Here is a 14,157-nt window from a genome sequence, read left to right on the forward strand (position 1 = left end):
GGTCTGTCCGCCGTCACCCTGTTCGCCGGGCCGTCCTCCGCCTCACCCCCCACGGAGGATGGTTCATGAAAGCCAGGCTCCTCGCAGCACTCGCGGCCCTGACCCTGGCCGCGCCGCTCGTCCACGCGGCCCCGGCGGCAGCGGTCCGGCTCGCCCCGCCGAACATCTCGCTGGCCAATGTCAAGGCCCACCTGACGCAGTTCCAGACGATCGCCACCAGCAACGGCGGCAACCGGGCGCACGGCCGCCCCGGCTACCTGGCCTCGGCCAACTACGTGAAGGCGCAGCTCGACGCCGTCGGGTTCCAGACGGTCCTGCAGTCGTTCACCTACAACGGCGCGACCGGGTACAACGTGCTCGCCGACTGGCCCGGCGGCAATCCCGACGACATCCTCATGGTCGGCGCGCACCTCGACAGCGTGAGCGCGGGACCGGGCATCAACGACAACGGCTCCGGCAGCGCCGCGATCCTGGAGACCGCGCTCGAAGTCGCCCGGCAGTCGCTCCAGCCTGCCAAGCACCTGCGTTTCGCCTGGTGGGGCGCGGAGGAGCTGGGCCTGCGCGGCTCGCAGTACTACGTCACCAACCTGGCCGCCACCGAGCGGGCCAAGATCAAGGGCTACCTGAACTTCGACATGGTCGGCTCGCCGAACGCCGGCTACTTCGTCTACGACGGCGACAACTCCGACGGCGTCGGCTCCGGCCCCGGCCCGGCCGGCTCTGCGCAGCTCGAACAGGTCCTGCAGAGCTACTTCACCTCGATCGGCGTGCCCACCCGCGGCACCGACTTCGACGGCCGCTCCGACTACGGCCCGTTCATCTCCCGCGGCATCCCGGCCGGCGGCACCTTCACCGGCGCCGAGGGGATCAAGTCCAGCGCCCAGGCCCAGCTCTGGGGCGGTACGGCGGGGCAGGCCTTCGACGTCTGCTACCACCGCGCCTGCGACACCACCGCCAACATCAACGACACCGCTCTCGACCGCAACGCCGACGCCATCGCGCACGCCGTCTGGACGATCAGCACCGCCGTACCGCCGGTGACCGTCTGGTCCGATGACTTCGAGTCGGCCACCGGCTGGACCACCAACCCGGCCGGCACCGACACCGCCACCACCGGGCAGTGGGAGCGCGGCGACCCCGCGGCCACCACCTCCAGCGGCGCCAAGCAGCTCGGCACCACGGTCAGCGGCGTCAACGACCTGGTGACCGGCCGGCTGGCCGGGGCCGCCGCGGGCGACCACGACCTGGACGGCGGCGTCAGCTCCGTACAGTCACCGCCGATCACCCTGCCGTCCGGGGCCGCCCTGACCCTGTCGCTGTCGTGGTACCTGGCGCACGGCTCCAACTCCTCCAGCGCCGACTTCCTGCGCGTGAAGGTCAACGGGACGACCGTCTTCGAGCAGCTCGGCGCGGCCTCCGACCGGGACGGGGCCTGGAGTACGGCAAGCGCCAACCTGTCCGCCTACGCCGGGCAGACCGTCACGATCCTGATCGAGGCGGCCGACGCCTCAGGCGCCAGCCTGGTCGAGGCGGGCGTCGACGACGTGAAGATCACGCGCTGACCCGAGGGGGCGGCAGCTCAGGCACCCGATCGAATCGGATCGCGGCGGTCGGGTGCCGGTGCCGCCCCGTCCGGCAAGGTTGACCTGGAAACAGGGAGGCCTCGTGATCTCAGCGCTCAACCGGCTCGTCGACCTCGTCGAAGCACAGCTCGCCGACCCCTTCGGCGAGCTCGACGTGGAGGGCCTGGCCACAGAGCTCGGCACGACCGGATACCACCTGCGGCGGATGTTCTCCTCGCTGGCCGGTCTGCCGCTGACGCAGTACGCGCGCCGCCGCCGGATGACGGTCGCCGCGGCCGACGTCGTCCGGGGCGACGACGATCTGCTGAGCATCGCCGTCCGGTACGGTTACGGCTCGACCGAGGCGTTCGGCCGCGCGTTCCGCGCCGTGCACGGCGCGGGACCCGGCGAGGTGCGCCGCGACGGAGGCCCCCTGCGCAGTCAACCCCAGCTCAGGTTCCGCCTGACCGTCGAAGGGAACATCCCCATGGACACCCGCCTCACCGAGCGCCCCGCGTTCCGGCTGATCGGCCACGCGGCCCGCGTCCCGCTCATCCACCAGGGCGTCAACCCGCACATCCAGCAGCACATCGCGGCCCTCCCGCAGGAGGAGCACCTGCGGCTCAAGGCCTTGTCGGCCACCGAGCCCGCCGGGCTGCTGCAGGTCAGCGACGACCTCGACGGCCCCGACGCCGCCGAGGGCAGCGAACTCACCTACCTGCACGGCGTCGCCGTTCCCTCGGACGCCCCGGTGCCCGACGACCTGGACGCCATCGAGGTGGCCGCAGGCCGGTGGGCGATCTTCCGTACGGCCGGGCCGTACCCGGAGGCACTCCAGACGGCCTGGGCCGCGACGGCCACCGACTGGTTCCCCTCCAACCCGTGGCGGCTGCGGCCGGGCCCCTCGATCGTCGCCGTGCTCGACCGCGCGGCCGACTTCAGCACGGCGACCTGCGAGCTCTGGCTCCCCGTCGAACCGGCCTGACCTCGCACCGGATCCCCGGCGGCTCGCCGGGGATCCGGTCCCGCTGTGCGGACACGCCCGTTGTCCACGGTCGGCGAAAGGCGACAGGATGGTCCGCGGAACCGACCGAGCGGGGAGAGCAGAACAGCCGTGAGCACGAACGAAGAGCAGGACCGCCTCAAGGTCTCCCCGCCCAAGACCTGGGCCGCGGGCCTGCCGGGGGTCGCGCACGCGCTGGAGTACGCGCTCGGCCAGACCTCGGTCCGGCGCACGGCGCTGACGCTGCTGAGCACCAACCAGCCGGCCGGGCTCGACTGCCCGGGATGCGCCTGGCCGGAGCCGGAGCGCCGGCACCGCAACGAGTACTGCGAGAACGGCGCCAAGCACGTCAGTGACGAGGCGACCTCGGCCCGGGTGACCCGTGACTTCTTCCGCGAGCACCCGGTCGAGGAACTGGCCGGCCGTACCGACCGGTGGCTCAACCAGCAGGGCCGCCTCACCGAGCCCATGGTGAAGCGGCCGGGCGCCACCCACTACGAGCCGATCGGCTGGGACGAGGCGCTCGGCCTCATCGCCGCCGAGCTGCGGGCGCTGGACGACCCGGACGAGGCGCTGTTCTACACCTCGGGCCGGCTCGGCAACGAGGCCGCCTTCCTGCTGCAACTGTTCGCGCGGGCCCTGGGCACCAACAACCTGCCGGACTGCTCCAACATGTGTCACGAGTCGAGCGGCGTCGCGCTGAACCAGACGCTCGGGATCGGCAAGGGCAGCGTCAGCCTCGACGACCTGCACCAGGCCGACCTGGTCTTCGTGGTCGGCCAGAACCCGGGCACCAACCATCCGCGGATGTTGTCGGCGCTGGAGGTGACCAAGCGCAACGGCGGCCAGGTGATCGCGGTCAACCCGCTGCCCGAGGCCGGGCTGATGCGGTTCAAGCACCCGCAGAAGCTGCGCGGGCTGGTCGGCCGGGGCACCGAGCTGGCGGACGTGTTCCTGCAGATCCGGCCGGGCGGGGACCTGGCGCTGTTCCAGATGCTCAACCTGCTGCTGCTCCAGGCGGAGGACGAGGCGCCCGGCACGGTCCTGGACCGCGCGTTCATCGACGAGCACACCACCGGCTTCGACGCCTTCGCCGCGCACGCCCGCACCGTCACCTGGCCGCGGGTGCTGGAGGCGACCGGGCTCACCCGCGAGCAGATCGAGGACGTGCACGCCCGGGTCCTGGCCAGCGAGAAGATCATCGTCTGCTGGGCGATGGGACTCACCCAGCACAAGCACGGCGTCCCGACGATCCGGGAGATCGTCGACTTCCTGCTGCTGCGCGGCAACGTCGGCCGCCCCGGCGCCGGCGTCTGCCCGGTGCGCGGCCACAGCAACGTGCAGGGCGACCGGACCATGGGCATCTGGGAGCGTCCGCCACGCGCCTTCCTCGACGCGCTGGAGAAGGAGTTCGGCTTCACCCCGCCGGCCGAGCACGGCCTGGACACCGTCGAGGCCGTCCGGGCGATGCGCGACGGCCGGGCGAAGGTCTTCCTCGGCGTGGGCGGCAACTTCGTCCGTGCCACGCCCGACAGCGACGTGACCGAGCGGGCGATGCGCTCGTGCCGGCTGACCGCGCACATCTCGACCAAGCTCAACCGCTCGCACGCGGTGTGCGGCGAGACCGCGCTGATCCTGCCCACGCTGGGCCGCAGCGACCGCGACGTGCAGGCGGGCGGCGAGCAGTTCGTCACGGTCGAGGACTCGATGAGCCAGGTCCACGCCTCACGCGGCCGGCTCGCCCCCGCCTCGCCCGATCTGCTGAGCGAGGTCGCCATCATCAGCCGGCTCGCCCGGCTCACCCTCGGCGGGCGGCCGGGGCTGCCGGAGCTGCCGTGGGCGGAGTTCGAGGCCGACTACGACACCATCCGCGACCGCATCTCCCGGGTCGTGCCGGGCTTCGCGGACTTCAACGCCCGCGTGCGCGAGCCCGGCGGCTTCACCCTGCCCAACCCGGTCAACCGGCGCGTCTTCGCCACCGCCTCCGGCAAGGCCGTCTTCACCGCCAACGACTTCACCAGCCTGACCGCGCCGCCCGGCCACCTGATCCTGCAGACGCTGCGCTCGCACGACCAGTGGAACACCATCCCCTACACCGACGACGACCGCTACCGCGGCATCCGCGGCTCGCGCCGGATCGTCATGGTCAACCCGGCCGACCTGGCGGAGCTGGGCGTCGCCGACGGCGACCGGGTCGACCTGGTGGGCGTCTGGACCGACGGCTCGGAGCGCAGGGCGCGCTCCTTCACCGTCGTCGCCTATCCCACCGTGCCGGGCTCGGCCGCCGCCTACTACCCCGAGACCAACGTCCTCGTGCCGCTGGACAGCGTGGCCGACTTCAGCAACACGCCGACCTCGAAGGCGATCGTGGTCCGGCTGGAGCCCGCCTAGACCGCCTCGGCGCCGATCGTGGTCTCGTCGCCGTGCCCGGTGCGCACCACCGTCTCCGGCGGCAGGGTGAGCAGCCGGGTCCTGATCGACTCGACGATCGTGTCGTAGGAGGAGTACGACCGGCCGGTCGCGCCCGGGCCGCCCTTGAACAGCGTGTCGCCGGTGAAGACGACCCCTTCGCCGGCCGCGTACAGGCACACCGCGCCGGGCGAGTGCCCCGGCGTGTGCAGGACCTCCAGCTCGATCCCGCCGGCCGTGATCCGCTCGCCGTCGGCCAGCGGCTCGTACGGCAGGCCGTCGGGGTACTGCTGACGCCACAGCACGTCGTCGGCCGGGTGGAGCCGGATGGGCGCCCCCAGCCCGGCGGCGGCGTTGATGTGGTCGTTGTGCGCGTGCGTGCACACCACGGCCTTGATCCGCCGCTCGCCGACCGCCTCCAGGATGGCCGTGGCGTCGTGCGCGGCGTCGATGACGATCACCTCGGTGTCGTCGCCGACGATCCACACGTTGTTGTCCACCTCCCAGGTGCCCCCGTCGAGCGAGAAGGTCCCCGAGGTGATCACGCGCTCGATCACAGGACCACCACCGAACGCAGGACCTCGCCGCGGTGCATCTTGGCGAAGGCCTCCTCGACCTGGTCGAGCGCGATCGTCTCGGTGACGAAGCGGTCGAGGTCGAGCCGGCCCTGCAGGTGCAGGTCGATCAGCATGGGGAAGTCCCGGCTGGGCAGGCAGTCGCCGTACCAGGAGGACTTCAGCGCGCCGCCCCGCCCGAAGACGTCGAGCAGCGGCAGCTCCAGCGTCATCTCCGGCGTCGGCACGCCCACCAGGACGACGGTGCCGGCCAGGTCGCGGGCGTAGAAGGCCTGCTTGTAGGTCTCGGGCCGGCCGACCGCCTCGATGACCACGTCCGCGCCGAAGCCGCCGGTCAGCTCGCGGATGGCCTCGACCGGGTCGGCCGAGCGCGAGTCGACGGTGTGGGTGGCGCCGAAGGAGCGGGCCCACTCCAGCTTCCGGTCGTCCACGTCCACCGCGATGATCTTCGACGCGCCGGCGAGCGAGGCGCCCAGGACCGCGGCGCTGCCCACTCCCCCGCAGCCGATGACGGCCACGGTGTCGCCCCGGCCGACGTTGCCGGTGTTGAGCGCGGCGCCGATGCCCGCCATGACGCCGCAGCCGAGCAGGCCGGCCACCGCGGGCGCGGCGGCCGGGTCCACCTTGGTGCACTGCCCGGCGGCGACCAGGGTCTTCTCGGCGAAGGCGCCGATGCCGAGCGCCGGGCTGAGCGGCGTGCCGTCGGCGAGCGTCATCCGCTGCGTGGCGTTGTGGGTGTTGAAGCAGTACCACGGCCGCCCCCGGCGGCAGGCGCGGCAGTCGCCGCACACCGCGCGCCAGTTGAGGATGACGTAGTCGCCGGGCGCCACGTCGGTGACGCCGGGCCCGACCGCCTCGACCACGCCCGCGGCCTCGTGGCCGAGCAGGAAGGGGAACTCGTCGTTGATGCCGCCCTCGCGGTAGTGCAGGTCGGTGTGGCACACCCCGCACGCCTGGACGTTCACCACGGCCTCGCCCGGTCCCGGGTCGGGGACCAGGACGGTCTCCAGCGTCACGGCCGCGCCCTTGCCACGCGCGACCACACCGCGGACTTCGTAAGCCATCGGTTCCACCTTTCAACGGATGGTGCTTCAGCGAGCCGGGAGGCCCGGGGTCCATCCTGGTATAGGTCGGGCGCTAATCGGCATTGGCGTCCGGCGGGTGTTCTCCGGCACGATCGTTTGAACAGGCGGAACACACGAGGAAGATCGCCATGGAAACGACGCCGATGAGCCTCCGGCAGGAGACCGACCGGGCCTTCAACGTGCGGGCCACCGTACCCGTGCCGGTCTTCGAGGAGTGCATGCGGCGCTACCGGGCCTGGTCGGAGGCCGCGGTGGACGGGCTGCGCGGCCACCCGGGACTGGTCCACGACCCCGCCAGCGGGGAGCGGCTGGACGTCTGGGGCGTCGGTGAGCGACCCCGGCCGGTCTTCGTGTTCGTGCACGGGGGCTACTGGCGGGCCCTGTCGCGGGCCGACTCGGCGTTCATGGCCGGGATGCTGGCCGAGCAGGGCATCGCGACCGTGGCGGTCGACTACACGCTCGCGCCGCACGCGACGCTGGAGGAGATCGTCCGCCAGGTCCGCGCGGCCGTGGCCTTCGTGCACCGGGAGGGCCGCGCACTCGGGCTGGACCCCGACCGCATCGTCGTCGGCGGCAGCTCGGCCGGCGGGCACCTGACCGGCATGCTCATGCTCGACGGCTGGCAGGAGCCGCTCGGCCTGCCCCGGGACGTCGTCAAGGCGGCCCTGCCGATCAGCGGGCTGTTCGACCTCAGGCCGCTGGTGCACAGCTTCGCCAACGACTGGCTCGGGCTCGACGCCGAGCGGGCCGCCGCGCTCAGCCCAGCGCTGCACCTGCCGGCGAGACGGCCTCGCGCGGTGATCGCCGTCGCCGAGCACGACGGCTCCGGCTTCCTCGACCAGAGCGTCCGCTTCCACCGGGACTGGGGCCCAGACGCCGAGCTGCTCATCGTGCCGGACGTCCACCACTACGACGTCGTGCTCGGCCTCGCCCGGCGGGACTCGGCGCTCGGCCGCGCCCTGCTCGGCCTGTTCGCCTCCCTCTAGGAGCCCGCGAGGGCCGCCGCCCGCTCCCTCAGCAGGTCCAGCAGGAGCGTCGCCGGCGGCGCGAGCGCCCGGCCCTGCGGCAGCGTCACACCGACCGGCCGGCGGATCCGGTCCAGGGGCACGGCCAGCGGCGCGAGGTCGCGGTCGCCGGCGACGATCGGCTCCGGCAGCACGGCGATCATGTCGGTCTGCCGGAGCAACGCGCGCACGGTCAGGATCGAGGTGCACTCCACCAGGTCGGCGGGCAGTTCCAGGCCCTCGTCGGCGAAGACCTGCTCGACCTCGCGCCGCAGCGCGGTCTGCTGCAGCGGCAGGATCCACGGGTAGGCCAGCAGACCGGCGAGAGCCGGCGCGTCCTGTGCCAGCGCGGGATGCCCGCGCCGGACCACCAGCCGCATCGGCTCGTTGCAGAGCTTGATCTGGCGCAGCCCGCCGAGCCTGGTGATCGGGTTGAGCCGCCCGACGATCAGGTCGAGCTCGCCGGCCAGCAGCCGGGGCGCGTGCGTGTCGAACGTCGCCTCGTTGACGGCCACGGTAACCCCGGGGTGGGTGCGCTTGAGGCCGGCGATCGCCTGCGGCAGCAGGACGCTGGAACCGGCCAGTAACGTGCCCACCCGGACCGTGCCCATCGCGCCCCTGGCCAGCCCGGACACGCGCTCGCCCGCCCGGCGCAGCTCGGCGAGCGCGGCGCGGGCGTGCTCCAGGAACGCCTCGCCCGACGGGGTCGGCGTCACCCCGCGCGGCCCGCGGACGAACAACTGCACGCCGAGGATCTGCTCCAGCTCGCGCAGGCACCGGGTGACGGCGGGCTGGGCCAGCCGGAGCCGGTCGGCGGCGCGCAGCACGCTGCCCTGGTCGGCGACGGCGACGACCACGACGAGGTGACGGAGCTTCAGGCGGCCGTGGAGCAGGTCGATGTCCGCCTCCCTCGCCGGCCCGAAGATATGATCCAAAGGTGGATACAGAAGACAGGTCGCGGGCGGGGGACGCCGTGCCGCTGGTGCACGAGGAGCTGAGAGAGCTCATCCTCGCCGGGCACCTGCTGCCCGGGCAGCGGCTCACGCAGCGGGAGCTGTCGGACCGCCTGAACGCGGGCCGCACGCCGGTGCGCGAGGCGCTCCGGATGCTGGAGGCCGAGGGCTTCGTCGTCTCCCGGGCCAACCACGGCATCACCGTCGCCCCGCTCGACCTGGACGAGGCCGAGGAGTTGTTCGCCGCGCTGCTCCTGCTGCAGCCGCCGCTGCTGGCCCGGGCTGCCAGGGAGGTCTCGGCCGAGGCGCTGGCGCGGATGGCGGAGCTGTCCCTGGCGATGCGGACCGTGCCGCAGGAGCCGCGCGACTTCCACCGCGACCACTTCGAGTTCCACCGCACGCTGCAGGCCACCTTCGGCCCCACGCTGGACAAGGTCGTCAACGACCTCTACCTGCGGTTGTCGCGGCTGCAGCGCTTCTACTACCGGGGCCGGCGGATCCCCGCCTTCGCCCAGGAGCTCGACCTGGCCTTCCTGGAGGCGATGCGGGCCAGGGACGGCGTCCGGGCCAGGCGGGTGCAGGAGCTGCACATGCTCAACTCGGCGGTCGGCCTCATCACCGACGTCGACCCCTGGCACCGGTTCGGGCCGCTGATCGACGCCGCCGCCGGGGTGGGCATCCATCTGCCGGTGGGCGCCGAGGGCAGGCTGGCTCCGCCGGTCCGTGCCACCTGGGCGACGGCGTTGCCCGGCTACCGGCCGGTGGCAGGCGGCTGGGTGGTGGACGCGACCGCTGAACATGCCCACCCCCCGGGACGCTGATTGGATCCAATTTAGGATACCTTTCTGCCGGGAGTCGTCTAATACCAAAGCGGGCGTCCGCTATACCCGCTCCGGCATACCTCGGGGATTCAGACCCGGCGGTAGATGATCGGCTGGGCGGCGATGCCGTTGGCCTTGAAGTTGGCCAGCACGAACCGGCGGAAGGTGGGCCGGAACAGCAGGCTGGGCAGGAAGGTCCGCCACGTCGGCCAGCTCGCGTGGTTGATCAGCCCGAAGTCGGCCGGCTCCCCCGCCACCGGCCGCATCAGCGCGGAGTCGGGCAGCGCGGTCTTGGCCTGGAACCACCCGGCGGTGTACTCCCACACCTGGAGCAGGACGTCGCGGTCGTCGGCGTAGAAGTAGTTGAACAGGAAGCGATGGTCGCGGCTGTGGTCCACGTCGCCGAGCCGGCCGGCGTTGTCGGCGACGATCTCGTGCGTACGGCGGGCCGCGCCGCCGAGCGTCTTGGCGAGTTCCTGGTAGGCGGGGCTCTCGCGCAGGTCCATGGCCGCCTGCACGGATTCGGTGCGGAACAGGACGACGAGGTCGAAGCGCGCCGGCCGCAGCCCCCGGGCGGCCAGCACCTCGTCCCCCTCGCCGGGCGGGCGGAGCGCGGCGCGGAAGACGGTGGCCTCGCGCGCCTCGACGCCCGCGGCCAGCGCCTTGAGCCGGGCCGCGAGCTGGACGGGGGCGGACGCGAACGGCCCGCGCCAGGTGCCGGTCTCGCCGGCCAGCAGCAGGAAGCCGTCACCGGTCGTGGGCAGGACGCGGGCCCGGACGGCCAGGTGATCGTTGATCAGTTTCATGCCGGCGACGCTAGCCGGGGGCATCCGGGGGCCGCTTCCGTCAACCTACTGAAGTTCACCGGTCGACGACCATGCTGATGCTGAGCGCCTTCCTTCCGCCGGCCCCAGCCGGACTCGGCCACCGGCGCGGCACCGGCACCCGTAACGGGATCACCGACCCCTCGTCACCGGCCCGCACCTGCGGCTCGTGCGGCCGGGTGACGAGGACCCGCAGCTCAGCGGGCTCACGCCCGGCGCAACCCGGCCGGGACCGGAAGGCACACCACCAGCAACACCGCCGCGGCGGCGAGCCTGATCACTGCATGGTCAGGACGCTACGGGGCACGCGGGCCCGGCCGCCTCTGTCACGTGACTGTCACCTGGCGGAGGCGAGCGACCGCACGCCCTCCCTGGCGTCCCGGCCATGACCCAACGAGTCGAAGGGCAGCCGGTCAGTCCTCGCCCAGGGTGAGCCTCGCCAGCTCGGCGCGGGAGGAGACGCCGAGCTTCGGAAAGGCCTTGTACAGGTGGGAGGCGACGGTGCGCGGGCTCAGGAACATCCGCGTGCCGATCTCCCGGTTGGAGGCGCCCGTGGCGGCCAGCCGTACCACCTGGAGCTCCTGCGGGGTGAGGTCGGCCACCGTGTCGGTACGGCGAGCCGGCGTGGCCCCGGTGGCGCGCAGCTCGGCGGCGGCACGGGCCGACCACGGGACCGCGCCGAGCTGGTCGAAGGCTTCCAGAGCGGCCTGGAGGTGGACGCGCGCCTCGGCCCGCCGCTTGGTGCGGCGCAGCCACTCGCCGTAGACCAGGCGGGTCCGGGCCTCGTCGAAGGGCTGCCGGTCCTGCGCGTGCAGCGACAACGCCCGCTCGTACAGCGCCCCGGCCTCGGCGTCGGGAGCCAGCAGCGCCCGGGAGCGGTGGAGCAGGGCGAGCGGAGCGGTCCGGCCGGTGGCCTCGGCCGAGCCGGCCAGGCTGCCGATCAGGTTCCGCGCCCGCTGCGGCTCACCGATGCGGACGGCGGCCTCGATGTAGTCGGGCCAGGAGTAACGCCACAGGAAGGCGTGCCTGGTCGGGCCGGTCATCGCCCGGTCCACCCGGTCGAGCAGCGCCTCGTGGCGGCCCTGCCCGAAGTCGAGGATCGCGCGGGCACACTCGACCCAGCCGATGCCCGGCAGCCACCTGCGCTGGTCGGCGTCGCGCAGCGCCTGCTGGGCCATCGCCTCGCACTCGGCCTCCGCGCCGGCGACCGCCGCCAGCCAGGCGGCCACCCCGGCCAGGTAGCCGCGCCACATCGGCTGCCCGACGTCGGAGGCCAGCGCCAGGCCGGCGCTCACCGTGGTCCGCGCGGAGGGGTGCCTGCCGCCGAGGAGCTGGGCGATGGCCAGGATCACCATGGTCTGCGGCAGCCGTCCCAGCCGCCCCTCCGACCGGCACTCCTCGACCAGCCGGTTCGCGCGCTCCAGCATGCCGGCGATGTCGTCGCGGACGATGCCCTGGAAGACGTGCAGGCAGCGCAGCTCGTACGGGAGCGGGTCGTCACGGAGCGCCGTCCCGGTCAGCGTCGTGGTGGCGTCGTCCCCCTCCAGGACGTGGCGGAAGGCGTGGTTCATGGTGCGCACCACGGCGACCTGCCCTTCGCCGTCCGGGGACAGCTCCTCGGTACGGCGGGCGAGCGCGAGCTGGTCGGGGTGGGCGGCGCTGGCCCAGGTGTAGTAGCCCGCCATCGCCAGCAGCGACAGCTTGGTGGACAGGTCGCCGGTCGCCTCGACCCCCTCGTGCAGCAGCCGCACCCCGTCCAGCGGCCGGCCCGCCTCGACCTCCAGCTTGGCGCGTACGTAGGCGAGGTCCGCCCGGGCGGACCCGGTGAGTGTGACCGTCTCGGCCTGCCGGCGAGCCTTGGTGACGAGCTCGTCGGCGCGCTGCCACAGCCCCGCCTCGATCGCGGCCTGGGCCGCGGCGGTCCACCGCGGCACGGCCAGCCAGGGATCGGCGGACAGCTCGGCCGAGCGCGCGTAGGCCGCAGATACTGCGGTCTGCCCGCCGCGGCGCAGGGCCCGCAACGCCAGGCGCTCCAGCTCACCGGCCACGTCCTCGTCGGGCAGCAGGGTGATCGCGGCCAGGTGCCAGGCGCGCCGGTCGTCGTCGGCGGTCTCGGCCAGCGCCCGGTGACCGGCCATCCGGTCGGCGATGTCGCAGGCCAGCAGGACGGCGGCGCGCACCAGCGGATGGTGGAAGGCGACGCCTTCGGGCCCGACCCTGACCAGGCCGGCGCGTTCGGCGTCGGCGAGGTCGAGCAGGGAGGCGCCGAGCCGGTCGGCCGCGCGGGCCAGCACGTCGAGCCCGCCGTCGTGGTTCAGCGCGGCGACCAGCAGGCAGGAGCGGGTGGCCGGGGGCAGCGCCGCGACGCGGTCGCGAAAGCCCATCAGCACCCGGTCGGTCACCGGCCGCGCCGTACCGGCGGAGTACGACAGCGGGGCGAGGGCGCCCTTGCGCTGCTCCGGGGTGAGCATGCCGGGCAGCTCCATCAGCGCGAGCGGGTTCCCCTCGGCCTCGACCACGAGCTGGTCGCGCACGATGGGCGGCAGGTCGCCCGCCCGCTCGGCGAGGAGCAGGCGGGCGGCCGCGGTGTCCAGTTTGGGCAGCCGCAGCTCCGGCAGTCCCCTGGTGGTGAACCCGCCGTCGCGGGCGGCGAACACCACGGCGACGGGCTCGGCGTGCAGGCGGCGCGCGGCGAACAGCAGCGCGTCGGCGGACTCGCCGTCCAGCCACTGCGCGTCGTCGACCAGGCAGACCACCGGGCTCTCGGTGGACAGCTCCACCAGCAGGTTGAGCGTGGCCAGCCCGACCAGGAAGCGGTCGCCCGGCGTGGCGGCGCCCAGGCCCAGCGCGCCGCGCAACGCCTCCGCCTGCTGGCGGGGCAAGGCGTCGGCGTGACCGAGGACGGGGCGGAGCAGCAGGTGCAGGGCGGCGAACGGCAGGTCGGCCTCGGACTCGACGCCGGTCACCCGTAACACCTGCGCCTGCGCTCCGGAGGCGGCGCTCTCCAGCAGGGCCGACTTGCCGATGCCGGCCTCGCCGCGCACCACCAGCACGCCCGAGCGGGCTTCCAGCAGGTCGGTGAGGGCGGAGAGCTCCGCCTGACGCCCATACATCATCTGCGGCCATTTCCGGAGCAATCGGCTGACTTCCGGTAGGCACTCTAGCGAAGGAGCTGACCGCAGGTAAGGGGCTGCCGAGCGTCTCACGCTCATCTCATAAACGAAGATAGCGAGACTTCATTATGAGACGAGCGGCTCCTCCGCCGGCCGGAGCAGCGCCCGCGCGGCGGCCCACACCCGCGCCATCCCGAACTCGGCCACCCCGCGCAGCAGATCGCGCAGGGTCTCGTCGGTGACCCCGGCCGACCTGGCCAGGTCGGCGTGCAGGCGCAGCGACGGGCCGAGGGTCTGGTAGAACACGTCCACGACCAGGCAGGCCAGCGCCCGCTCCCGGACGCTGAGGTGCGGACGGGCCCAGCGCTGGGCGAGCTGGTCCTCGGTGAAGGTGGACAGGCCCGGGTCCAGGTCCTCCAGCACGCGTACGGCTCGCGCCAGCGGCCCGGCGGGCGGGACGGGCTCGACCGGCTTGTCGTCGTGGGCCGGCGGGAAGCCGAGCTCGACCAGCCGCTGGAAGGCGGTGACCACGATCGGGTAGCCGACGTAGGGCGCCAGGTGCCGGTAGAGCTCGCGGACCGACTCGGGATCGACCCCGTTGCTCAGCGCCATCTGCACGTGCATGGCCAGCGGCTGTCCGAGGTGGGGGTGGCACAGGTCGGCGGTCAGGCAGACGAAGGCCTTCTCGCGGGCGGTCAGGTGTTTCAGGCCCCACAGGTTGTGCCCCGCGCCCACGGCGAGCTGGGCGAAGACGGGGTCGAGGGCGACTAGGGCTTCAGCTCCGGCGAGCTGGGTCAAGGCGGGCTCC

The 14,157-nt window shown here is 73.2% G+C and carries 11 protein-coding genes; 5 read left to right on the plus strand and 6 right to left on the minus strand.

What is annotated here, in order from left to right; all coding sequences use genetic code 11:
* Positions 1–65 precede the first annotated feature (65 nt).
* The 3 genes from ACIBG7_RS41405 (at position 66) to ACIBG7_RS41415 (ending at position 4,956) form a co-directional block, all read left to right on the plus strand.
* Positions 66–1,562: a M28 family peptidase gene (locus tag ACIBG7_RS41405; RefSeq protein WP_357935761.1), complete on the plus strand. Its 1,497-nt coding sequence runs from the start codon at positions 66–68 to the stop codon at positions 1,560–1,562.
* A gap of 103 nt (positions 1,563–1,665) precedes the next feature.
* Positions 1,666–2,547, plus strand: coding sequence for a GyrI-like domain-containing protein (locus ACIBG7_RS41410; protein ID WP_397339820.1), 882 nt, complete (start codon positions 1,666–1,668; stop codon positions 2,545–2,547).
* Positions 2,548–2,676: 129 nt separating this feature from the next.
* Positions 2,677–4,956, plus strand: a complete 2,280-nt coding sequence (locus tag ACIBG7_RS41415; RefSeq protein ID WP_397339821.1) for an FdhF/YdeP family oxidoreductase — start codon at positions 2,677–2,679, stop codon at positions 4,954–4,956.
* Here the strand turns inward: ACIBG7_RS41415 and ACIBG7_RS41420 are convergent.
* Both ACIBG7_RS41420 and ACIBG7_RS41425 read right to left on the minus strand, forming a co-directional pair.
* Positions 4,953–5,531 carry an MBL fold metallo-hydrolase gene (locus tag ACIBG7_RS41420; protein ID WP_397339822.1) on the minus strand — a complete coding sequence of 193 codons (579 nt, stop codon included), beginning with the start codon at positions 5,529–5,531 and terminating at the stop codon, positions 4,953–4,955. The genes ACIBG7_RS41415 and ACIBG7_RS41420 overlap by 4 nt on opposite strands.
* On the minus strand, positions 5,528–6,613 hold the full coding sequence (locus ACIBG7_RS41425) for an S-(hydroxymethyl)mycothiol dehydrogenase (RefSeq protein ID WP_397339823.1): 1,086 nt from the start codon (positions 6,611–6,613) through the stop codon (positions 5,528–5,530). The genes ACIBG7_RS41420 and ACIBG7_RS41425 overlap by 4 nt, the downstream gene beginning before the upstream one ends.
* A gap of 149 nt (positions 6,614–6,762) precedes the next feature.
* Here ACIBG7_RS41425 and ACIBG7_RS41430 point away from each other — a divergent pair, with 149 nt between their 5' ends.
* Positions 6,763–7,620: an alpha/beta hydrolase gene (locus ACIBG7_RS41430; RefSeq protein WP_357935747.1), complete on the plus strand. Its 858-nt coding sequence runs from the start codon at positions 6,763–6,765 to the stop codon at positions 7,618–7,620.
* On the opposite strand, the gene ACIBG7_RS41435 is transcribed toward ACIBG7_RS41430, so the two are convergent.
* Entirely contained in the window at positions 7,617–8,573 is a 957-nt protein-coding gene (locus tag ACIBG7_RS41435; RefSeq protein WP_397339824.1) for a LysR substrate-binding domain-containing protein, read from the minus strand. The two genes, ACIBG7_RS41430 and ACIBG7_RS41435, sit on opposite strands and share 4 nt — an antisense overlap.
* A 2-nt stretch (positions 8,574–8,575) precedes the next feature.
* Between ACIBG7_RS41435 and ACIBG7_RS41440 the strand changes: the two genes are divergently transcribed.
* Positions 8,576–9,412 (plus strand): GntR family transcriptional regulator, encoded by an 837-nt coding sequence (locus ACIBG7_RS41440; RefSeq protein WP_397339825.1) that lies wholly within the window; start codon positions 8,576–8,578, stop codon positions 9,410–9,412.
* Between the two features lie 89 nt (positions 9,413–9,501).
* Here the strand turns inward: ACIBG7_RS41440 and ACIBG7_RS41445 are convergent, their stop codons facing one another.
* From ACIBG7_RS41445 to ACIBG7_RS41455, 3 genes are all read right to left on the minus strand, one after another.
* Positions 9,502–10,218, minus strand: coding sequence for a hypothetical protein (locus tag ACIBG7_RS41445; protein WP_397339826.1), 717 nt, complete (start codon positions 10,216–10,218; stop codon positions 9,502–9,504).
* Between the two features lie 431 nt (positions 10,219–10,649).
* Positions 10,650–13,352, minus strand: coding sequence for an AAA family ATPase (locus tag ACIBG7_RS41450; RefSeq protein ID WP_397339827.1), 2,703 nt, complete (start codon positions 13,350–13,352; stop codon positions 10,650–10,652).
* A gap of 123 nt (positions 13,353–13,475) precedes the next feature.
* On the minus strand, positions 13,476–14,147 hold the full coding sequence (locus ACIBG7_RS41455; RefSeq protein ID WP_397339828.1) for a carboxymuconolactone decarboxylase family protein: 672 nt from the start codon (positions 14,145–14,147) through the stop codon (positions 13,476–13,478).
* Positions 14,148–14,157 lie beyond the last annotated feature (10 nt).

It is taken from the genome of Nonomuraea sp. NPDC050328 (assembly GCF_044459405.1).
Taxonomy (GTDB): domain Bacteria; phylum Actinomycetota; class Actinomycetes; order Streptosporangiales; family Streptosporangiaceae; genus Nonomuraea.